The organism is Nocardioides sp. S5-5 (assembly GCF_054954065.1).
On record NZ_CP199913.1, the window covers coordinates 805,818 to 825,633 of the forward strand.

A 19,816-nucleotide genomic window follows, 5' to 3' on the forward strand; every position below is an offset into this window, starting at 1 on the left:
CCTCCGCGTCGGGTGGGTCGGTGTGTCGGGGCTCACATCACCAGAGGCGCCGGAGGGCGACAAGGGACATACTGTCCGGCATGGATGCTGACTCTGCGGACGGAATGTCCTGATGGGAGCAACTCTCGCCGAGGTGTTGGGCCTCCCGTCGTTCCGGGCTGCCAACACCGAGGTGCTGCACGGCGACGTCGACCGGGTCCAGGTGCGCTGGGTGCACTCCTCGGAGGTCTTCGAGATGGGCGCCCTGCTGGCTGGGGGAGAGGTGCTGCTGACCACGGGGCTCGGCCTGCACGGGCGCACGGCCGACCACCTGGCGTCGTACGTCGACCAGCTGGCCGACGCCGGCGTCGCGGCCCTCGCCCTGGAGCTGGGCCGGACCTTCTTCGCCGTGCCGGAGCCGATCCTGGCGGCCGCCCGGCGCCGGGACCTGGCGCTGCTGGCGTTCCCGACGATGGTGCCCTTCGAGCGGATGGTCGAGGACTTCCACGAGCTGCTGGTACGACGCCGGGTCGCCTCGGGCGGGGACGCGGGCGACTCCGGGTGGCGGGCGCTGACGCAGGTGGTGATCGAGGGCCGAGGGCTGCGCGCGCTGCTCGACGAGGTCTCCCGGCTCGCCGGCTGCGCGGTGGAGCTGCGCGATCCCGACGGCCAGACCGTCGAGCGGAGCCGGATCGCGTCGGTGTCGGCGGACGCGGCGCACGCCACTCCGGTGCGGGGCGCGTCCGGTCCGGTCGGGACACTGCGCCTGCTCGGCGAGGAGAGCCCGGACCGGCTGCGGCTGGCCGAGGTCGCGGCGCACGCCGTCGCGCTCGAGGTGGGCCGGGGGAGCGGGGCGGGGCACCGGCCGGGACCGGCGCAGTCCCTGGTCTCCGACCTGGTCGCCGGGGTCGTGGTGTCGCGGGCCGACGTGCTGCACCGGCTGGCCGCGCTCGGCTGGCCGCCCCAGGAGGGCCGGCACCTGGTGGTCGCGGCGGTCGAGGTCGACGCCGCCGTACCGCTGACCGACGCGGTGGCCGCCACCGAGGCGGTGTTCCACGAGGACGAGCGCGGCGACCCCGCGGTGCTGGTCGGCGTCAGCGGCGGGCACGTCGTGGTGGTGCATCGCGGCGGCCGGCGGCCGGTGCCGGCGCAGGTCCGCGACGAGCTGGTCGCCGCACGCGACCGCCTCGTCGCGCGGCTCCCGGGCCGGGTGCTGGTCGCTGCCACGACGCCCGTCGCCGACGCGGGCGACCTGGCCGCGGCGGTCGGCCGGGCCCGTCAGGTGCTGCGCACCGCCCGGCGCTACGGCCGGCGCGACGGCGTCGTGATGGAGCGCGACGTGGCCGCGCACCGGCTGGTCACCTCGGCGGTCGACCCCGCGGTGATGCGGGCCTTCGTCCGCGAGCAGATCGGGCCGCTCGTCGACCACGACCGCGAGCACCGCAGCGAGCTGCTGCGCACCCTGGACGCCTACCTCGCCTGCTCGCTCTCCAAGGCCCGCACGGCCGACCTGCTCGGGATCCGCCGGCAGTCGCTCTACGACCGGCTGGCCCGGATCGAGCGGCTGCTCGGCGTCTCCCTCGATGAGCCGGACCACCGCACCGGCCTCGGGATCGCGCTCCTCGGCTGGCGGATGCGGACCGGGCTCGACCCGCAGGTCGGCTTCGGCGGCCCTTAGCCTCGAATCACCGATTCGTGGCTCAGCCGCCCAGCAGGGACGCCCAGTTCTTCTTGGTCCAGTTGTCCTTGACCTTCTGGCCGGCCTGCGTCTGCCAGGCGTGGACCCCCGCCCGCATCTTCTTGTTGTATTTCTTCGACATCTTGCCGGGGTAGAGGCCCTTGCCCTGCAGCAGGCACTTGAGGGCACGCACCTGGCGCGGCTTGGCCTTGCGCGGGGTGATCTTCTTGTAGTTCTTCAGGCTCACCTTGATGCCGCCGCACCCGTACCCCGGCACCGCCGTGTCGCCGAGCTCGAGCCAGTTGCGGTCGATGTTGATGGTGACGCCGCCCCAGGTCTCATTGTGGCCGCCCTGGTACTGCTTCACCCGGCCGCCGGGGCGCCAGCCGTCCTCGGCGATGTAGCTGGTCGAGGTGTTCGCGATGTTGTCCCAGCGGGCGATCCAGATCCGGTCGGGGAGGGTCACGTCGGCGCGGCCCTGCAGCCGGGCGTCGTCGAGGACCTTCATGCCGGATCCCGCGCTGGAGTAGACGCCCGAGAGGTAGCCGAGCTGGCGCACCCGCGTGGTCCAGGCGCTCAGGAAGGCCAGGGCGGACTCGCGGCAGGTGGCGTCCTTGTAGTTCGACCAGCCCTCGAGGTCGTACCAGAGCGTGCTGCCCGGGACGATGCCGAGGGCGGTCGCTGCGGCGACGGCGGTGTCGGCCTCGACCGAGCCCTGGGACCGGGCGGCGGCGTACGCGTCTGCGCCGGCGTTGCTGATCGTCGGGTCGACGGCGGCGCCGTACCGCGGGAATCGGCCGACGCAGGTCGACTGCGGGCCCAGCGTGATCGCCAGGATCTGCCAGCCCTTCGCGAGCTGGGTGGCCACCCACGTGGGCGTCAGGTTCTTCTGCGTCTTGCAGAACCGCGAGGCGCCGGAGATGTAGACCCCGACGGCCCGGAACGGCGAGTGGGCCAGCCAGGTGTCCATCTTCTTCTGCGACTGGGTCTCGCACTGGTCGAAGCCCAGGCCGGTGAAGTTGCCCGGCGTCGGCGGGTTCGTGGACGTCGCCGCCAGGTCGACCGGCGCGTCGGTGCTGCGCGCCGTGGGCGTGCCGCTGAGGGGCGACAGCACGAGCGCGAGCAGCACGATCAAGACGCCGGTCCCGGTACCGAGCAGGGGGAGGCGGAGACGGCGGGGCGGGCGGACGGGCCGGGAAGGCATCTCTCGGACTCCAGGGGAAGAGGGGTCTGTGGGTGAAGGCCGAGTCACGATAACCACAAGATTCACACGAGTAACAGGGTTGTCGGTGAACTACAGATCTGTAATTCGTCGACGACGTCCGGGTGCCGCTGCGACCGGGTGACTCCTTCGGTCGACACGAGGTGGCGGCCTCGACCTGCCGTCGGCCGCCGAGGCCGCTGCCGTCCCACGGGGGCTGAGCCGATCAGCGTGATCGGGCCGGTCCCGGATAGCCTTGGGGCCGTGGCCGACACCGCTTCCGCACCTGCCCGTTCCAGTCTCGACACCGTGGCCGTGGCGGCCGGTGACCCCGACCGCGAGCAGCCCTGGGCCGAGCTCGGCCTGAAGGCCGACGAGTACGACCGGATCCGCGAGATCCTCGGTCGCCGGCCCACCGGCGCGGAGCTGGCGATGTACTCGGTGATGTGGAGCGAGCACTGCTCCTACAAGTCCTCCAAGGTGCATCTCAAGCAGTTCGGCGAGCTGGCCCAGGAGACCCCGATCGGCCCGATGCTGGCCGGCATCGGCGAGAACGCCGGCGTCATCGACATCGGCCAGGGCTACGCCGTCAGCTTCAAGGTCGAGAGCCACAACCACCCGTCGTACGTCGAGCCCTACCAGGGTGCCGCGACCGGCGTCGGCGGCATCGTCCGCGACATCATCGCGATGGGGGCCCGTCCGATCGCGGTCATGGACCCGCTGCGCTTCGGCCCGCTCCACGCCGACGACACCCACCGGGTGCTGCCCGGGATCGTCGCGGGCGTCGGCGGCTACGGCAACTGCCTCGGCCTGCCGAACATCGGCGGCGAGGCGGTCTTCGACGAGACCTACCTCGGCAACCCGCTCGTCAACGCGCTGTGCGTCGGCGTGCTGCGTCACGAGGACCTGCACCTCGCCAAGGCGTCCGGCACCGGCAACCGCGTCATCCTGTACGGCGCCCGCACCGGCGGCGACGGCATCGGCGGCGTCTCGGTGCTGGCCTCCGAGACCTTCGATGCCGACGGTCCGGCCAAGCGGCCCAGCGTCCAGGTGGGCGACCCGTTCATGGAGAAGCTGCTCATCGAGTGCACCCTCGAGCTGTTCGCGGCGGGCGTCGTCGCCGGCATCCAGGACCTCGGCGGCGCCGGCCTGTCCTGTGCCACCTCGGAGCTGGCCTCGGCCGGTGACGGCGGCATGCGCTGCGAGCTCGACCGCGTCCCGCTGCGCGACTCCACGCTCTCGCCCGAGGAGATCCTCATGAGCGAGAGCCAGGAGCGGATGATGGCGGTCGTCGAGCCCGCCGAGGTCGCGGCCTTCCTCGCGATCTGCGCCAAGTGGGACGTTGAGGCCGTCGACATCGGCGAGGTCACCGACACCGGCCGGCTCGAGATCACCTGGCACGGCGAGACCGTGGTCGACGTACCGCCGCGGTCGGTGGCGCACGACGGACCGACCTACCACCGCCCCTTCGCCCGCCCCGACTGGCAGGACGCGCTGCAGGCCGATGGCGCCGAGAGGCTCTCGCGCCCGAGCACCGGCGAGGAGCTGCGCGCCACCCTGCTGCGGCTGGTCGCCAGCCCCAACCTGTGCGACAAGTCGTGGATCACCGACCAGTACGACCGCTACGTCCAGGGCAACACCGTCCTCGCGCAGCCGGCCGACTCCGGCATGGTCCGCGTCGACGAGGAGACCCACCTCGGCGTCTCCGTCGCCACCGACTGCAACGGCCGCTTCGCCAAGCTGGACCCGTACGCCGGTGCCCAGCTCGCGCTGGCCGAGGCCTACCGCAACGTCGCCACCGGCGGCGCCGTCCCGTTGGCGGTCAGCGACTGCCTCAACTTCGGCTCGCCCGAGGACCCGGCCGTGATGTGGCAGTTCGCCGAAGCCTGCCGTGGCCTCAAGGACGCCTGCGCCGAGCTCGGCATCCCGGTGACCGGCGGCAACGTGAGCCTCTACAACCAGACCGGCGAGACCGCGATCCTGCCGACGCCCGTGGTCGCGGTGCTCGGCGTGATCGACGACGTGCGGCGTCGTACCCCGTCGTCGTTCCCGGCTGCCGACGAGCGGGTCGTGCTCCTCGGCACCACCCGAGAGGAGCTGTCCGGCTCGGAGTGGGCGAAGGTCGTCCACGACCACCTCGGCGGTCTCCCGCCGCAGGTCGACCTCGCCGCCGAGCGCTCCCTCGCCCGGCTGCTCAAGGACCTGGTCGGCGTGGCCACCAGCGCCCACGACCTCTCCGACGGCGGCCTCGCCCAGGCCCTCGCCGAGTCGGCCATGGTCAGCGGCATCGGCGTCCGGGTCCGCCTCGAGGGGGACCCCTTCGTCGGCCTCTGGTCGGAGTCCGCGGCTCGCGCCGTCGTCACCGTCGCGGCCGGCGATCTCGACGAGCTGCGCGGGCTGTGCGCCCGCCACGGGGTCGCGATGACCGAGCTCGGCTCGACCGGCGGCGACGTGCTCGCGGTCGAGGGCGCCTTCGAGGTGCCGCTCGCCGAGCTGCACGAGGCGTGGACCGGCACCCTGCCCAACGCGCTGGGCTGAGGGGCGGTGCGGGCTACCTCCTCAGCGTCGTCTTCGCGGTGACGCCGAGGTCGAGGTCCTGCGGACCCTGGCCGCCGCCCCAGACCGAGGCCTGGCGCAGCCGGTAGTCCTGCTCGATCCTCAGGGCCCTGGACGTCTTGGCGTCGACCCGGAACAGGGCGTGGTAGGTGCTGGTGCAGGAGCCGCTGTCGGTGACGTCGGGGCAGCTGGACTTCGCGGAGTCCACGATGACCTGGTCGGCCTCGGCCTTCCCGAGCCTGACGCTGCTGTCGGCGCGGTCCGCGTAGTAGACGACCCCGGACTGGAGATCGGATGCGACCTCGTTCCAGTGCCCGAGCCTGGTGCGCACGGTCACGACCAGCCAGCTCTGGCCGTCCTCGGCCCAGGAGTCGCCGGCGTACGGCAGCTCGAAGGGCCGCGTGGTCGCACAGCTGTACTCGGCCGCACCGACCAGGTCCCTGCTGAAGGTCACCTCGCCGGAGCACGGGAGCTCCTTGGCGGGCGGTCTCGTGATCTCGTAGAGCGGCGCGGCGCGGCCCTTCTCGACCTCGCCGCTGGACAGGTCGACGTGCTGGGTCACGCCGTCGAAGTCGACGTCGAGCCGCAGCTCGCCGGCCGTGCCGGAGACCAGCACGTAGAACGACTCCGAGCCCTCGCCCGAGGTCGCCGGCGCCGGGATCCGGTACGACGCCCCGTCGGCCACCAGGTCGACCACGGGGCTCGCGTCGGTGTCGAGGTAGCCGCTGAGCGCGCCGAAGGTGGCGGCGTCGTACTGCCAGCTGATCGGCACGAACGTGCTGCCCTCGGGAGCCTCGACCTTCTCGACCTGGCGGGTGTCCTCGGCGGGGATGTGCGTGATCGGCGTGCCGGCGGTGATCTCGAGCCGCCCGATCGGCAGCGCCACCATGGACTCGACGCCCTGGCCGGTGAACTGGGCGTCGTTCGCCGCCGGCACCACGGTGCCGACCCTGATGCCGCTCTCGCCCCCGCAGGCGGCGAGGGCGGGGGCGAGCAGGAGCAGGCCGAGGGCAGGAGCGAGCGTGGCCGTGCTGCGGCGCGGGCGGGAGCGGGGGCGCATGGGGAGTAGCGTGCCACCCCGTGCCCTCTCGTCTGCGTCCCGCTGCCCCGGAGGCGGTGGCGGCCGCGCTCGCCCGCGTCGACGCCGGCGCCGCCGAGCGTGCCGACCTGCGGCTGTTGACCAAGCACTTCCTCGCGCTGCTCGAGAGCCTCGCGCCGGGGCGCTCGGTCGAGGTCCGGGTGCCGCCGTACGCGGCCGTGCAGGTGATCGCGGGCGTGCGCCACACCCGCGGCACCCCGCCCGCGGTCGTCGAGACCGACGCCGCCACCTGGATCGCGCTCGCGACCGGCCGGCTCACGTGGACCGATGCCGTCGCGGAGGCCCGGGTGCAGGCGAGTGGTGAGCGGACCGAGCTGACGGCGTACCTGCCGCTCGGGTGATCGCCCCGAGGGCCCGAGAAGGTGCCATGCCTCGATCCAGCCCCATATCTTGAGACGCATGACCGGACCCGTCCCCACCACCGACCTGCGTACGCGCCTCGCCGAGATCCTCCCGGGTGTCCGATCGGACCTCGAGGCGCTCGTCCGCATCCAGTCCGTCAGCGCCGACCCCGCCCGCCTCGACCAGGTCGAGGTGAGCGCACGGGCGACGGCTGACCTGTTCGCCGCCGAGGGCGTCGACGTCCAGATCGTGCGGGCCTTCGAGGGCGCTCCGCCGGCCGTGATCGGCGAGAAGTCGGGGCCCGAGGGTGCGCCCACGGTGCTGCTCTACGCCCACCACGACGTACAGCCCGAGAACGACCACGCCGAGTGGGACAGCCCGCCGTGGGAGCCCACCGAGCGCGACGGCCGGCTCTACGGACGCGGTGCCGCCGACGACAAGGCCGGCATCCTCACCCACGTCGCGGCGCTCCGGCTGCTCGGCGACGACCTGCCCGTCACGGTCCGGCTGTTCATCGAGGGGGAGGAGGAGGTCGCCAGCGCGACCCTCCCGCAGCTGCTGCAGAAGTACGTCGAGGAGCTGCGCTCCGACGTCATCGTGATCGCCGACTCCGGCAACTGGGACATCGGCGTACCCGCCCTCACCACCAGTCTGCGCGGCCTGGTCCGCGTCAACGTCGAGGTCCGCACGCTCGACCACGCCGTCCACCAGGGCATGTGGGGCGGCCTGGTCCCCGACGCCCTCATCGCCCTGTCCCGGCTGATCGCCACGCTGCACGACGACGCCGGCCAGGTCGCCGTCGCCGGCCTGCACTCCGGTCCGGCCGCCGACATCGAGTACCCCGAGGAGCGGCTGCGTGCCGAGTCCGGTGTCGCCGAGGGCGTCCAGTGGGTCGGCTCCGGCCCGGCCGTCGAGAGGCTGTGGACCCAGCCCGCGCTGTCGGTCATCGGCCTCGACGCGCCCAAGGTCGACGGCTCCTCCAACACCCTCATCCCGTCGGCCCGCGCCCGCCTCGCGCTGCGCACCGCCCCCGGCGAGACCTCCGAGAACGCGCTCGCGTGCCTGAAGGCGCACCTCGAGGCGCACGTCCCGTGGGGCGCGCAGCTCGCGATCGAGGTCGTCGACACCGGCGAGCCGATCGCGCTCGACGTCACCGGTCCGGCGTACGACGCCGCGCGGGCCGCGTTCACCGAGGCCTGGGACGGCACCGCCCCCGTCGACATGGGCGTCGGCGGCTCGATCCCGTTCATCGCCGAGTTCCTGGAGACCTTCCCGCAGGCGGCCGTGCTGGTGACCGGTGTCGAGGATCCCGACACCCGCGCCCACGGCCCCAACGAGGGGCTGCACCTGGCCGAGTTCGAGAGGGTCCTGCTCGCCGAGGCGCTGCTCCTGCGCAACCTCGGCCGTTGACCTTCCCCCGACGAGCATGAAAGTCGAGTGATCCGCTAGACTAACTGTCATGACGGTCACGCGCACCCCGGCAGCCCCCCGCACACGCACCCGGGTGGCGGTGATCGGCGGCGGCGCGAGTGGGGTGCTGACCGCGATCAACCTGCTCGTCCGCTCGGACGACCCGGGCCTCGAGGTCGTCGTCCACGAGGCCAGCGGGGTCGTCGGGCGGGGTGTGGCCTACGGCACCAACGACCAGCGCCACCTGCTCAACGTCCGCGCCCGTCACATGAGCGCCTTCCCCGACGCGCCGTCCGACCTGCTCGACTGGGCGCTGCGCACCGGTAGGAGCAGCGACCCCCAGGGCTTCCTCCCGCGCGCCGACTACGCCATCTACCTCCAGGACCGGCTCGCGGACGTCGCCGACGACCGGCTCCGGATCCGGGCCGGCCGGGTCCTCGACATCGTGCCCACCCAGGCCGGCTTCGAGATCGTCACCGAGCGCTCCACCTCGAACGCCGACGCCGTCGTGCTCTGCCACGGGAACCAGCCGCCCCGTCCGCTCGCCACCGCGGACGGGGCGGTGCTCCCCGACGCGCCGTGGCACGTCGCGAACCCGTGGGAGCTGGCCCGGCTGCGCACCCTCCCGGGCGACGCCCGGGTGGTCGTCGTCGGCACCGGCCTGACCGGCATCGACACCACGATCACCCTGCTCGAGGACGGCCCGGCCCGCCACGTCACGCTCGTCAGCCGCAACGGCCTGCTGCCCAAGCCCCACGTCGGCCAGGCGCACACCGCCTGGGTCACCAAGGTCCCCGACGACGCCGTCACCGCCGACGACATCGCGGCGGCGGTCGCCGACGAGTGCCGGGCCGCGGCCGAGCGAGGCGTCGGCTGGCGCGCCGTCGTCGACGGCCTCCGCCCGCTCACCCAGGAGCTGTGGCGCCGGCTCCCGGTCGCCGAGCGCCGCCGCTTCCTCGACGTCCATGCCCGCGACTGGGAGGTTCGCCGGCACCGGATGGCGCCCGAGGTCGCGCTGCGCCTCCAGTCCTACCGGTACGACGACCGCCTGGCCGTGCAGGCCGGGAGCCTGTACGCCGTCGAGGACCTCGGCGAGCGCTGTCGGGTCACCACCACCCCCGGCCAGGCGCCGGTCGAGGTGGACGCGGTCGTCAACTGCACCGGCCCCCTCGCCGACGTACGCCGCAGCGCCGACCCGCTGCTCAGGGCCCTCGTCGCGCGGGGCACGGTCGCCCCCGACCCCCTCGCCCTCGGCATCGACACCACCGTCGACGGCGCCGTGCTGGGCGCCGGCGGGCGGGTCGTCGACGGGCTGTTCGTGGTCGGTCCGCCGCGCAAGGGCACGCTGTGGGAGTCGACCGCGATCCCCGAGATCCGGGGTCAGGCCGCGCAGGTCGCCGCCGCCGTGCTCCAGGCCGCGTCTCGCCCGGTCGTCGCGAACTGAAGGATCGAGCGCCCGGCCGGTAGGCTTGCGCAACGTGTGCGGAGTCTTCGGTGTATGGGCCCCGGGTGAGGACGTCGCGAAGCTGACGTACTTCGGCCTCTACTCGCTGCAGCACCGCGGCCAGGAGTCCGCGGGCATCTCGGTCAGCAACGGTCGCCAGATCCTCGTCTACAAGGACATGGGCCTGGTCTCCCAGGTCTTCGACGAGAACACGCTGGAGTCGTTCGCGGGCCATCTCGCCGTCGGCCACTGCCGCTACTCGACCACCGGCGCGAGCACCTGGCAGAACGCCCAGCCGACCTTCCGGCCGACCGCGGACGGCTCGATCGCGCTCGGCCACAACGGCAACCTGATCAACACCGCGCAGCTCGCGGAGATGGTGCAGGCGCTGCCGAGCGACGACGGCGAGCTCGACATCCACGCCCGCAACCTCGAGTCGTCCACCAACGACACCAGCCTGGTCACCGCGCTCCTCGCGCATCACCCCGACCAGTCGCTGGAGGCGCGCGCGCTCGAGCTGCTGCCGCAGGTCAACGGTGCCTTCTCGTTCGTCTTCATGAACGAGAACACGCTGTACGCCGCCCGCGACCCCGAGGGCATCCGTCCCCTCGTGCTGGGCCGGCTCGAGCGGGGCTGGGTCGTCGCCAGCGAGGACGCCGCGCTCGCCACGACCGGCGCCAGCGTCGTGCGGGAGGTCGAGCCGGGCGAGCTGATCGTCATCGACGAGGACGGCCTGCGCTCCCACCGGTTCGCCGAGCCGCGCCGCAAGGGCTGCGTGTTCGAGTACGTCTACCTGGCCCGCCCCGACGCCACCATCGCTCACCGCAGCGTCCACGAGGCGCGGGTCGAGATGGGCCGCCAGCTGGCCCGCGAGTTCCCCGTCGAGGCAGACCTGGTCATCCCCGTCCCCGAGTCCGGTACGCCGGCCGCCTCCGGCTACGCGCTGGAGAGCGGCATCCCGTTCGGCCAGGGCTTCGTCAAGAACGCCTACGTCGGCCGTACCTTCATCCAGCCGAGCCAGACCCTGCGCCAGCTCGGCATCCGGCTCAAGCTCAACGCGCTCGAGCACATGATCCGCGGCAAGCGGATCGTCGTGGTCGACGACTCGATCGTGCGCGGCAACACCCAGCGCGCCCAGGTCCGGATGCTGCGCGAGGCCGGTGCGCTCGAGGTGCATGTGCGGATCTCCAGCCCGCCCGTGAAGTGGCCGTGCTTCTACGGCATCGACTTCGCCACCCGCGCCGAGCTGATCGCCAACGGCCTCGACGTCGACGAGATCGCCGCCAGCGTCGGCGCCGACAGCCTCGGCTACATCTCCCTGGAGGGCATGGTCCAGGCCACCGGCCAGCCGGTCCAGACGCTGTGCACCGCCTGCTTCACCGGCGAGTACCCGATCGAGCTGCCCGACGAGAGCCTGCTCGGCAAGCACCTCCTCGAGGCCACGCTCACGCCGAGCACGCACGGCGAGGCCCTGCCCGTCTTCAACAACCCGTAGTACATCGGAGGTCGAGGAGGTCGCGCAGCGACCGTCACGAGACCCCAGCAACCGAAGGAGCACCGTGGCTGACAACGCGTATGCCCGTGCCGGCGTCGACATCGAGGCCGCGGACCGCGCCGTCGACCTGATGAAGGAGTGGGTCGAGAAGGCCCGCCGTCCCGAGATGCTCGGCGGCCTCGGCGGCTTCGCCGGCCTCTTCGACGCGAGCGCGCTGACGTCGTACAAGCGGCCGCTGCTCGCGACCTCGACCGACGGCGTCGGCACCAAGGTCGCCGTCGCGCAGCTGGTCGACAAGCACGACACCATCGGCTTCGACCTGGTCGGCATGGTCGTCGACGACCTGGTCGTCTGCGGCGCCGAGCCGCTGTTCATGACCGACTACATCGCCACCGGCAAGGTCGTGCCGGAGCGGATCGCCGCGATCGTCAAGGGCATCGCGGAGGCGTGCGTCGAGGCGGGCTGCGCGCTGGTCGGCGGCGAGACCGCCGAGCACCCCGGTCTCCTCGCCCCCGACGAGTACGACGTCGCGGGCGCCACCACCGGGGTCGTCGAGGCCGACGCCCTGCTCGGCGCCTCCCTGGTCCGCGAAGGCGACGTCGTGATCGCGATGGCCGCCAGCGGCCTGCACTCCAACGGCTACTCCCTGGCTCGCCACGTGTTCTTCGCCCAGGCCGGCTGGACCGTCGACCGTCACGTCGAGGAGTTCGGCCGCACCCTCGGGGAGGAGCTCCTCGAGCCGACCCGGATCTACACCAAGCCGTGCCTCGCGATCGCCCGGGAGACCGAGACCCACGCGATGGCCCACATCACCGGCGGCGGCCTCGCCAACAACCTCGCCCGGGTGATGCCCCCCGAGCTGAAGGCGACCCTCGACCGCGCCACCTGGACCCCCGGCCCCGTCTTCGACGTCGTGCGCAAGCTCGGCGAGGTCGCCCAGCCCGATCTCGAGGCCACCCTCAACTGCGGGGTCGGCATGGTCGCCCTCGTCGCCCCCGACGCCGTCGACGCGGCCCTGGCCCGCCTGGGGGACTTCGGCATCGACGGCTGGGTGGCCGGCGAGGTCGCCCCCGACCCGGAGCAGAAGGGCACCGTCGAGCTGGTCGGCCAGCACCCCGGTTGGTGACCTGCGCCTCACTCGCACCGAGAAGGCGCGCTGAGGTGCGTCCCCAGCGTGCGGGAACAGCCACCGGCCATGTACCGTTGGACCCACGAGACTACGTATTCAGCAGTCCGGGGCCCGGAGGGCTACCGGCCAAGTGTGCGAGGGGGCTGGACCCTATGGGCCGCGGCCGTGCGAAAGCCAAGCAGACCAAGGTCGCTCGCGACCTGAAGTACCGCACTCACGAGACTGACCTCTCGGCTCTGGCGGCGGAGCTCCATGGAGAGCCCGCGTCGTCCAGCGCCGACGAGGTGGAGCCCGAGGTGCTCGACAAGTGGTCGGACTACGCCGACCGTCGCGACTGAGCTGACCTCGCTCGTCGAGTAGCCCGAGCCCCGGGGGCGAAGGTGGTTCGAGACGTGTCACCACGTCCCCGGGCCGCCACTCGTACTCGCCCACGGCTCCGGCTGCGCGTCAGTGCGCGGTCAGCGCTGCCGCATCACCACCACGTCTCCGTGGGTGCCGTAGCCGGCGAGCCGGCCACCTGACCGGCGCCCGTCGAACGTCACCAGCCGCCACTCGTCGCCCGGCACGTCCGGGTCGGGCGGTATGACGGTCGGCCACGGGATGTTGGTGGGGTACGGCGCGCTCAGGGTGCCGATCTCGGTCATCGTCGTGTCGAACACCGGATAGCGACCCCGGACCGACCGCGGGTTGTCCCTGCCGTCGCTGGCGAGCACTCTCCACTCCTCGCCGACGCGGAGCAAGGTGGTGCCCTCGGTCGCCCGCCGGTCGGTCGCCGCGCCCCGCAGGGCGAGGTGGTCGAGCGACGGCCCGGCGGCGAGCAGCGGGTGGAAGTCGAAGAACCTCCGCGCGCTCACGTAGCCGACCAGCCAGCCGTCCGGGGTGCGCACCAGGTGCGGGTCCCAGACGCCGACGGTGGGCCCGTCGGTCGGCAGCTCCAGGCGCCGGGTGCCCAGCACGTGCTGCCCTCGGGTGAGGTCCGCGGCCGACTCGGCCAGGGTGACGCCGAGCGCCCCCGGCGCCCGGTCCGCCTTGCGCGCCGGGAAGTCCGACCAGGTGCTGGTCGCGACCAGCCACCGGTCGCGGTCGCGGACCAGATGGGTGGCGTGGTCGCCGTACACGCCGGGGCGCTCGGGCCGCTCGAAGAACAGGTCGCTGCGCCAGGCGATCTCCCCGGCCGCGGACAGCGACCAGACCGAGGTGTGGGCGGTGTCGAAGAAGCCGGGGCCGGCGCTGGTGGCGGTCAGCAGCACCTCGCCCCCGACCCGGTACGGCGACCCGTCGGCGTACGACACCAGCCGGACGTCACGCAGCCCGAGCTGCCCGAAGCTCCCCGCGCGCACGTCCCCGACCGCCCCGGACGCGTCGGGCCGGAGCCCGGCCAGCCACGCGGGGTCGCGGGTGTCGGGGCCGCCGAGCTCACGCAGGTCGACCCGGCCGCGGACCGCCCATGCCCCGCTCTCGAAGGTCAGCACCGCGAGGTGGCTGCCGGTCAGGGTCAGCCCCAGTCGCGTGGGCGGTGCGCTCACCCGCCCGTGGCGACGGCTGCGCAACGCCTGCTCGGTCCCGCCGATCCGTACCCGCAGCGCCGCCCGCCCGTCCTCGAGACGCACCGCCAGCCGGGTCCCGTCCGCACCCGTCAGGGCGAGCTCCACCGGCCCGTCGCCGGGCAGCGTCGCCTCGACCGCGCCGAAGGGCCCGCGCAACGGGACGGCCTCGGTCGCCACCAGGGTGATCGGGCGGTGGCGGGCGGCGATCTCGAAGGACGGCAGCACGGGCGAAGGCCAACCGGCGGGCTCGGATGTGCCTCAGGCCACCAGGTCGTCCCAGCCCGCGGCGAGGTAGTCGAGGAAGGCCGGGCCGACGTGCTCGGCGGCCAGGTCCGCGCGCGGGACCGGGCGGGGCCGGGTGTGGAAGCCGCTGTCGGCCAGCGCGCGGGTCGCGAAGTCGTGGTGCAGGATCGCGCCGGTGCCGACGGTGACGACGTCGGCGCCCTGGTCGAGGCACCACTGCGCGTCGGCGGTCGTCAGGACGCCGCCCGCCACGCCGAGCAGAGCGCCGTGGCGCGGCAGGTCGGTGAAGTGCTCGATCAGCAGGCCGTCGTGGCCCTCGCCGCGAGGGCGCATCCGCACGTCCCACAGCGACATGTCGAGGTAGTCGAGCAGGCCGGTGGCCAGCAGCGCCCGGGCGGTCTCGCGCCCCTCGGGCAGCGTGATTCCGTAGCCCTCCGGCGAGAGTCGCAGGCCGAGCTGGAAGTCGGGCCCGGTCGCGGACCGGATGCCCTCGACCACCTCCCGCAGCGGCCGCATCCGGTTCTCGAGGGAGCCGCCGTACTCGTCCTCGCGGTGGTTGGAGCGTGCGTCGAGGAACTGCGCGAGCAGGTACCCGTGGGCGCCATGCACCTCGACGCCGTCGAAGCCGGCCTCCTGCGCGCGGGCCGCGGCCGCCACGAAGTCCGCCACGATCCGGCGTACGCCGTCCGTGGTCAGCGCCACGGCGTCCTTGGCCGGGTCCGCCCACGGGGCCACCTTGGGGACGCCGTCGAGCGCGGCATCAGCGCGCCGTCCGCCGTGGTGGAGCTGGACGGCCGACCGGGTGCCGGTCGCGCGCAGGCTGTCGGCCAGGCGCCGCAGTCCTGGCAGGTGCTCGTCGCCGGCGATGCCGAGCTGGCCGCCCCACGCCCGCCCCTCCGGGGCGACGTACGTCGCGCAGGTCATGGTCAGTCCGAACCCGCCGCGCCCGCGGGCCACCAGCCAGTCGTGCTCGTCGTCGCTCAGCGTGCCGTCGTCGTTGCTCTGCACGTTGGTCAGCGGCGCGAGCGCGAAGCGGTTGGCCCAGGCGGGGCCGTGGGCGAGGGCGACGGAGTCGGCGAGCGTGGAGGTCACCGGTCCATCCTGCCAAGGCACCGCGGCCGGGAACGAGGAGACCCCCGCCGGTCACCCGGCGGGGGTCTCGCTGCTGGTGGGCAGGGGCGGGGTCGAACCGCCGACCTATCACTTTTCAGGCGATCGCTCGTACCAACTGAGCTACCTGCCCAAGCAGTCGCCCACCTTACCGGAGGGTGGGCCGAGGGACGAAAGCGGCGGCGACTTCCGGACGGGTGCCTCCGTCCGCCCGAGGTGCCCGGCGTTCCGGATGAGCGGCCGGGAGGTGGCGGGCACTATGCTGGCCCGCGCTGCGGAGGTCTGCTCCTCCACGGTGGGCCCCCATCGTCTAGCGGCCTAGGACACCGCCCTTTCACGGCGGGTACGCCGGTTCGAATCCGGTTGGGGGTACACAGTCGTCGTCCGGTACGACGGGCCGGGTCAGTCCACGCGGACGACGTAGCCCGCGTAGCCCTTCAGCACGGCGGCGACGCCGGCGTCGAGGGCGCGAGCGGCGCGCTCGACGGTGAAGCTCGCGGCGTCGTACGCCCAGGCGTTGCCGGTGCCGCTGCCGCCGCCGCGCGCGGTGGTGCCCTTCCAGACCGCGGCGGTGACATTGTGCGTCGGCTCGGCGAGCTCGGCGCCGAGCAGGAGGAACTCCTGCCCCGGCCAGCTCGCGGTGACCACCGAGAGCGGGTCGGCGAGCGGGTCGCCGGCGCTGATCACGAGGTCGGTGCCGAGGTCGATGGCCTGCTGGATGCTCGCGACGTACGCGTGCGGGTCGTGCGCCCGCACCCGGGTGAGCCGGACATGGTTCGCCGTCGCCCAGTCCCGTACGGCGGTCGTGAGGTGGCGGGCAGCGGCGCTGTCGTCGGTCGAGAGCAGCGCCGCGGTGTAGCCCGCGGGGACGGTGACGCCGGCCCATGAGTCCGCGGTCGGGGTCATGGTGCCGCCGGGCGGGGGCGGGGCCGTCGGGGTGACGAACCCGGGGCCGAGCTCGCCGCTGCCGGGGGAGGGCACGACCGGGCCGCCGTCGGCGCCGAGGACGGTCGGTCCGGGGGGCGCGGACGGTGCCGCGGACGGGCCGGAGGGGGTCGCGGTGTCGACCGACGCGGCCGGCGACGGGGTGCTCGACGGGGTGTCCGACGAGGAGCACGCGGACAGCGAGATCAGAGCGACGGCGGCTGCGGCGAGCCGACCGGGAACACGGGCGGGCACGACGGGCCTCTCCGACGGGGACGGGACGGGGCATGTCTACCCGATGCGCTGAACCGTTCCAAAGCGCTCCTCGCCGGTGTCGAGGCGTTCGCCGGAGCGTCGCCGTTCGTTCATCCGCGACCGCCACCCTCCGCTCTGCCATGCGACGAATTCCCCCACTGCTCCTGCTGACCTCCGCCCTCCTGCTGATCCTCGGCACCGCCCCTCAGGTCGAGGCGCACGGGTTCTCCTCGGTCGTGTACGCCGACGTCACCGCACCCGAGCGCGGGCAGGTCCGTGTCGAGCTCGACCTCGAGTACGACCTGCTGCTCTACTCGGTCGCCGACACCCAGGATGCCGACGAGCTGGCGCAGGTCGGGCAGCCGGCGTGGGAGTCCGCGGACTTCGCGGGCATGACGAGCGCGATGAACGACCACGCGGACGCCGTCCTGGCCTATGTCGAGGACCGCTTCGGCGTCAGCGTCGATGGCACCGCCTGCCGGCCGTCCGCCGCGGGTGCGTTCACCGTCGACATGCGCGACGTGCCCTATCTGCACGTCGTCCTCGACCACGCCTGTCCCGTCGACGCCACCGAGCACGACGTGCGCAGCACGCTGTTCCCCGACGCCGAGGGCTACGTGACCGGTACGACGACGATCGTCACCTACGACCTGGACCTCGTCGAGGGCAGCGCCGTCCTCGACTCCTCGCGCACGTCCTTCTCGTCCGAGCAGTCGACCGGCGAGCGGTTCCGGGAGTTCTTCAAGCTCGGCGGCGAGCACCTGCTCTTCGGCCTCGACCACATCTTGTTCCTGCTCGCCCTGATCGCCGGCTCGCGCCGGCTGCGCGAGATCGTCCTGGCGGCGACCACGTTCACCCTGGCGCACTCGGTGACCTTCGTCCTCGCCGCGCTGGGCCTGGTCGCCGTCTCGGCCCGGGTCATCGAGCCGGTCATCGCCCTGTCCATCGCCGTCGTCGCCGGCTGGCACCTGCTCCGGCTGTGGCGCAAGCGCGAGCACGCGAGCGACCTCGAGGTCACCGGCAGCAGCCACCTCGCCCTGGACCGCGCCGGGTGGACGCGCCTGGCCGTCGTGTTCTGCTTCGGGCTGATCCACGGCCTCGGCTTCGCGGGCGCGCTCGGGATCGACCAGGCCTGGTCCTGGACCCTGCTGTGGTCGCTGATCGTCTTCAACCTCGGCATCGAGGCGGTCCAGATCGGGCTCATCGTGCTGCTCTTCCCCGTGCTGGCGCTGCTGCGCCGCAAGGCGCCGACCGCGGGCCTGTTCGTGACCGGCGCGGTCTCCGCCGTCGTCGCGGTCTTCGGCCTGGTCTGGTTCGTCCAGCGCCTCGCCGCCGGGTGAGCCGCCGCCGGTCACTGTTCGCCGAAGCACGTCTTCGCGCATCCGCCCCGTTCACCGAACGTTCGCCAGAACTCGCGACGGTGGAACGTCCAACCTCTGGACCTTTCCTCGGACACTTCGAAAGGGACCTCCTCCATGACGTTCAACCTCACCCGTCGCCGGATCGGCGCGGGAGTCGCGACCGTGTCGTTGGCAGCCGGCGCGGTCCTCGGCACCGGTGTGACCCTGTCGGCCAACGGCGCCGACCCGGCGGCCTTCGCCATCAGCGGCATCGTGCTGGGCGTGGGCGACGACGAGACCTCGCGCACCGTCGCCTGGTACTCCGCCACCAACCCGGCGACCGGCGAGTCGATCGAGCTGGCGACCAAGGCCGACTTCTCGGACAAGCAGGTGATCGCGGCGACCGTCGCGGCGAACACGACCACCGACGCCAAGACCGGCGCCGCCCTCACCAACTTCAACGGCAAGGCCGAGATCACCGGCCTCGCCGAGAACACGACGTACTACTACCGGGTGGCGGAGCAGAGCACCGCCAACGTCTCCGACGACTACTCCTTCACCACCGGGTCGTTCGGCAACGGCGACTTCCAGTTCCTCTTCTTCGGTGACCCGCAGGTCGGCTCCTCCGGCGACCCCGAGGCCGACGGCGACGGCTGGGAGTGGGCGCTGGACCAGACCGAGAGGTACAGCCCGAAGGCGGAGCTGTACGTCTCGGGCGGCGACCAGGTCAACACCGCCAACAACGAGACCGAGTGGGACAACTTCCTGCAGCCCGACCAGCTCCGCTCGATCCCGTGGGCCGCCACGATCGGCAACCACGACGTCGGCGGCTACGCCTACGAGCAGCACTTCGCGCTGCCCGACACCGTCGACCGCAGCGACGCGCTCTACACCAACGCCGCCAACAAGGCGACCCTGTCCGGCGGCGACTACTGGTACAAGTGGAAGGGCGTGCTGTTCATCGACTTGAACTCCAACGCCTACTCGACCGTCAACGGCAGCGACCCGGCCCACGTCGAGTTCGTCCGGCAGACGATCCAGGAGCAGAAGGACGCCGACACCAAGCACGTCGTCCTCGTCTACCACCACGCGATCTACTCGCCCGCCGACCACGCCAACGACAGCGACAACCAGCAGCGGCGCAAGGACTTCACCAAGGAGTTCTCCGACCTCGGCGTCGACCTGGTCCTGCAGGGCCACGACCACGCCTACTCGCGCTCGTACGCCCTCAAGGGCACGGCGGTCGGCTCGGACGCGGTCAAGGCCGACCCCAACGAGCAGCCCGGTCAGCAGACGGTCGTGGAGAAGCAGGGCGGTGTCGTCTACGTGACCGCCAACTCCGCCTCCGGCTCGAAGTACTACGACCTCACCGAGCCCGACGCGAGCAAGGGCGGCTACGGCCCCGACGACAAGATCGGTGGCCCCCAGTCGGTCCAGACCGGCGACAAGACCAAGGCGCACGTGCGGCACTGGGCCAACTCGGTGGAGAACCAGGAGCACGTCCAGACCTACGTCGAGGTGACGGTCAACGACAAGGGCCTGCAGGTCAAGAACATCCGCGCCAACGACAACAGCGCGGACAAGGGCCCGAACCCGGCCGTCGACCGCGGCAACGTCACCGGGATCGGCCCGGAGCTGGGCGACTGGACCGCTCCGATGGGCTCGATCCAGGACCAGTTCGGCATCTTCCGCACCCCGGCCGACGTCTCGCCGATCCTCCCGCCGATGGACGTCGTGACGACCACCAAGACCGAGACCGTCATCCAGAACAACGACCACACCGTCGAGGTCGTCCCCGCCGCGGTCAAGGCGAGCATCACCGCCAAGATCGCCAAGCTGACCAAGAAGATCAAGAAGGCGAAGGGCGCCAAGCTGGCCAAGCTCAAGGGCCAGCGCGCGGCCTACCGCGCCATCTTGAAGCAGCTCGGCTGACCCGCACCCAGCGCACAGCACCCGACGCGACGGCCCCCGGATTCCCGTGGGCCGTCGCCGATCGGGGCCGCCGATTGGGACTGGCGCCGGAGGATGGGTTAGAGTTCCATCCGCTTCACCACGCGAGAGCGC

Annotated in this window: 15 protein-coding genes and 2 tRNA genes; 11 read left to right on the forward strand and 6 right to left on the reverse strand. The window is 72.6% G+C overall.

Translation table 11 applies throughout. The features are described 5' to 3' along the window. Positions 1–112: 112 nt before the first annotated feature. Positions 113–1,657: a PucR family transcriptional regulator gene (locus tag ACUP6Y_RS03765; RefSeq protein WP_462554287.1), complete on the forward strand. Its 1,545-nt coding sequence runs from the start codon at positions 113–115 to the stop codon at positions 1,655–1,657. A gap of 22 nt (positions 1,658–1,679) precedes the next feature. On the opposite strand, the gene ACUP6Y_RS03770 is transcribed toward ACUP6Y_RS03765, so the two are convergent. Further along, positions 1,680–2,861, reverse strand: coding sequence for a glycoside hydrolase domain-containing protein (locus ACUP6Y_RS03770; RefSeq protein WP_462554288.1), 1,182 nt, complete (start codon positions 2,859–2,861; stop codon positions 1,680–1,682). Positions 2,862–3,122: 261 nt separating this feature from the next. Between ACUP6Y_RS03770 and purL the strand changes: the two genes are divergently transcribed. Further along, a complete protein-coding gene (gene purL / locus ACUP6Y_RS03775) occupies positions 3,123–5,396 on the forward strand; it encodes a phosphoribosylformylglycinamidine synthase subunit PurL (RefSeq protein ID WP_462554289.1) in 2,274 nt (757 codons plus the stop codon). Between the two features lie 13 nt (positions 5,397–5,409). On the opposite strand, the gene ACUP6Y_RS03780 is transcribed toward purL, so the two are convergent. Then, positions 5,410–6,474 carry a hypothetical protein gene (locus ACUP6Y_RS03780; RefSeq protein WP_462554290.1) on the reverse strand — a complete coding sequence of 355 codons (1,065 nt, stop codon included), beginning with the start codon at positions 6,472–6,474 and terminating at the stop codon, positions 5,410–5,412. Positions 6,475–6,494: 20 nt separating this feature from the next. On the opposite strand from ACUP6Y_RS03780, the gene ACUP6Y_RS03785 reads away from it, so the two are divergent. The 6 genes from ACUP6Y_RS03785 to ACUP6Y_RS03810 all read left to right on the forward strand — a co-directional run bounded on the left by ACUP6Y_RS03785 (position 6,495) and on the right by ACUP6Y_RS03810 (position 12,671). Further along, a complete protein-coding gene (locus ACUP6Y_RS03785; protein ID WP_462554291.1) occupies positions 6,495–6,854 on the forward strand; it encodes a sterol carrier family protein in 360 nt (119 codons plus the stop codon). Between the two features lie 58 nt (positions 6,855–6,912). Further along, the gene (locus tag ACUP6Y_RS03790) at positions 6,913–8,265 is read left to right on the forward strand and encodes a M20/M25/M40 family metallo-hydrolase (protein WP_462554292.1); all 1,353 of its coding nucleotides are present in this window, start codon (positions 6,913–6,915) and stop codon (positions 8,263–8,265) included. A gap of 49 nt (positions 8,266–8,314) precedes the next feature. After that, positions 8,315–9,709: an FAD/NAD(P)-binding protein gene (locus ACUP6Y_RS03795; RefSeq protein WP_462554295.1), complete on the forward strand. Its 1,395-nt coding sequence runs from the start codon at positions 8,315–8,317 to the stop codon at positions 9,707–9,709. Positions 9,710–9,734: 25 nt separating this feature from the next. Continuing rightward, positions 9,735–11,204, forward strand: a complete 1,470-nt coding sequence (gene purF, locus ACUP6Y_RS03800) for an amidophosphoribosyltransferase (RefSeq protein WP_462554296.1) — start codon at positions 9,735–9,737, stop codon at positions 11,202–11,204. Positions 11,205–11,268: 64 nt separating this feature from the next. After that, positions 11,269–12,330, forward strand: a complete 1,062-nt coding sequence (purM, locus tag ACUP6Y_RS03805; protein ID WP_462554297.1) for a phosphoribosylformylglycinamidine cyclo-ligase — start codon at positions 11,269–11,271, stop codon at positions 12,328–12,330. A gap of 155 nt (positions 12,331–12,485) precedes the next feature. Beyond that, entirely contained in the window at positions 12,486–12,671 is a 186-nt protein-coding gene (locus ACUP6Y_RS03810; RefSeq protein WP_141797229.1) for a DUF3073 domain-containing protein, read from the forward strand. 120 nt (positions 12,672–12,791) lie between these two features. Here ACUP6Y_RS03810 and ACUP6Y_RS03815 read toward each other — a convergent pair whose 3' ends face one another. The 3 genes from ACUP6Y_RS03815 to ACUP6Y_RS03825 all read right to left on the reverse strand — a co-directional run bounded on the left by ACUP6Y_RS03815 (position 12,792) and on the right by ACUP6Y_RS03825 (position 15,366). Continuing rightward, on the reverse strand, positions 12,792–14,105 hold the full coding sequence (locus ACUP6Y_RS03815; protein WP_462554298.1) for a hypothetical protein: 1,314 nt from the start codon (positions 14,103–14,105) through the stop codon (positions 12,792–12,794). Between the two features lie 33 nt (positions 14,106–14,138). Continuing rightward, complete coding sequence (locus tag ACUP6Y_RS03820) at positions 14,139–15,215, reverse strand: NADH:flavin oxidoreductase (protein WP_462554299.1); 1,077 nt, start codon at positions 15,213–15,215, stop codon at positions 14,139–14,141. Between the two features lie 74 nt (positions 15,216–15,289). Beyond that, positions 15,290–15,366 (reverse strand) — tRNA-Phe (locus tag ACUP6Y_RS03825). 166 nt (positions 15,367–15,532) lie between these two features. Here ACUP6Y_RS03825 and ACUP6Y_RS03830 point away from each other — a divergent pair. Continuing rightward, positions 15,533–15,605 (forward strand) — tRNA-Glu (locus ACUP6Y_RS03830). A 30-nt stretch (positions 15,606–15,635) separates the two neighbouring features. Here ACUP6Y_RS03830 and ACUP6Y_RS03835 read toward each other — a convergent pair. Further along, the gene (locus ACUP6Y_RS03835) at positions 15,636–16,412 is read right to left on the reverse strand and encodes a hypothetical protein (RefSeq protein ID WP_462554300.1); all 777 of its coding nucleotides are present in this window, start codon (positions 16,410–16,412) and stop codon (positions 15,636–15,638) included. Positions 16,413–16,552: 140 nt separating this feature from the next. Here ACUP6Y_RS03835 and ACUP6Y_RS03840 point away from each other — a divergent pair, with 140 nt between their 5' ends. After that, entirely contained in the window at positions 16,553–17,752 is a 1,200-nt protein-coding gene (locus tag ACUP6Y_RS03840; RefSeq protein ID WP_462554301.1) for a HupE/UreJ family protein, read from the forward strand. A gap of 135 nt (positions 17,753–17,887) precedes the next feature. Beyond that, positions 17,888–19,684, forward strand: a complete 1,797-nt coding sequence (locus tag ACUP6Y_RS03845; RefSeq protein ID WP_462554302.1) for a purple acid phosphatase family protein — start codon at positions 17,888–17,890, stop codon at positions 19,682–19,684. Positions 19,685–19,816: the final 132 nt, after the last annotated feature.

Coding starts and splice junctions, on each gene's coding strand:
- ACUP6Y_RS03765 (WP_462554287.1), top strand. CDS start 113: ATGGGAGCAACTCTCGCCGAGGTGTTGGGCCTCCCGTCGTTCCGGGCT.
- ACUP6Y_RS03770 (WP_462554288.1), bottom strand. CDS start 2,861: ATGCCTTCCCGGCCCGTCCGCCCGCCCCGCCGTCTCCGCCTCCCCCTG.
- ACUP6Y_RS03780 (WP_462554290.1), bottom strand. CDS start 6,474: ATGCGCCCCCGCTCCCGCCCGCGCCGCAGCACGGCCACGCTCGCTCCT.
- ACUP6Y_RS03790 (WP_462554292.1), top strand. CDS start 6,913: ATGACCGGACCCGTCCCCACCACCGACCTGCGTACGCGCCTCGCCGAG.
- ACUP6Y_RS03795 (WP_462554295.1), top strand. CDS start 8,315: ATGACGGTCACGCGCACCCCGGCAGCCCCCCGCACACGCACCCGGGTG.
- ACUP6Y_RS03810 (WP_141797229.1), top strand. CDS start 12,486: ATGGGCCGCGGCCGTGCGAAAGCCAAGCAGACCAAGGTCGCTCGCGAC.
- ACUP6Y_RS03840 (WP_462554301.1), top strand. CDS start 16,553: ATGCGACGAATTCCCCCACTGCTCCTGCTGACCTCCGCCCTCCTGCTG.
- ACUP6Y_RS03845 (WP_462554302.1), top strand. CDS start 17,888: ATGACGTTCAACCTCACCCGTCGCCGGATCGGCGCGGGAGTCGCGACC.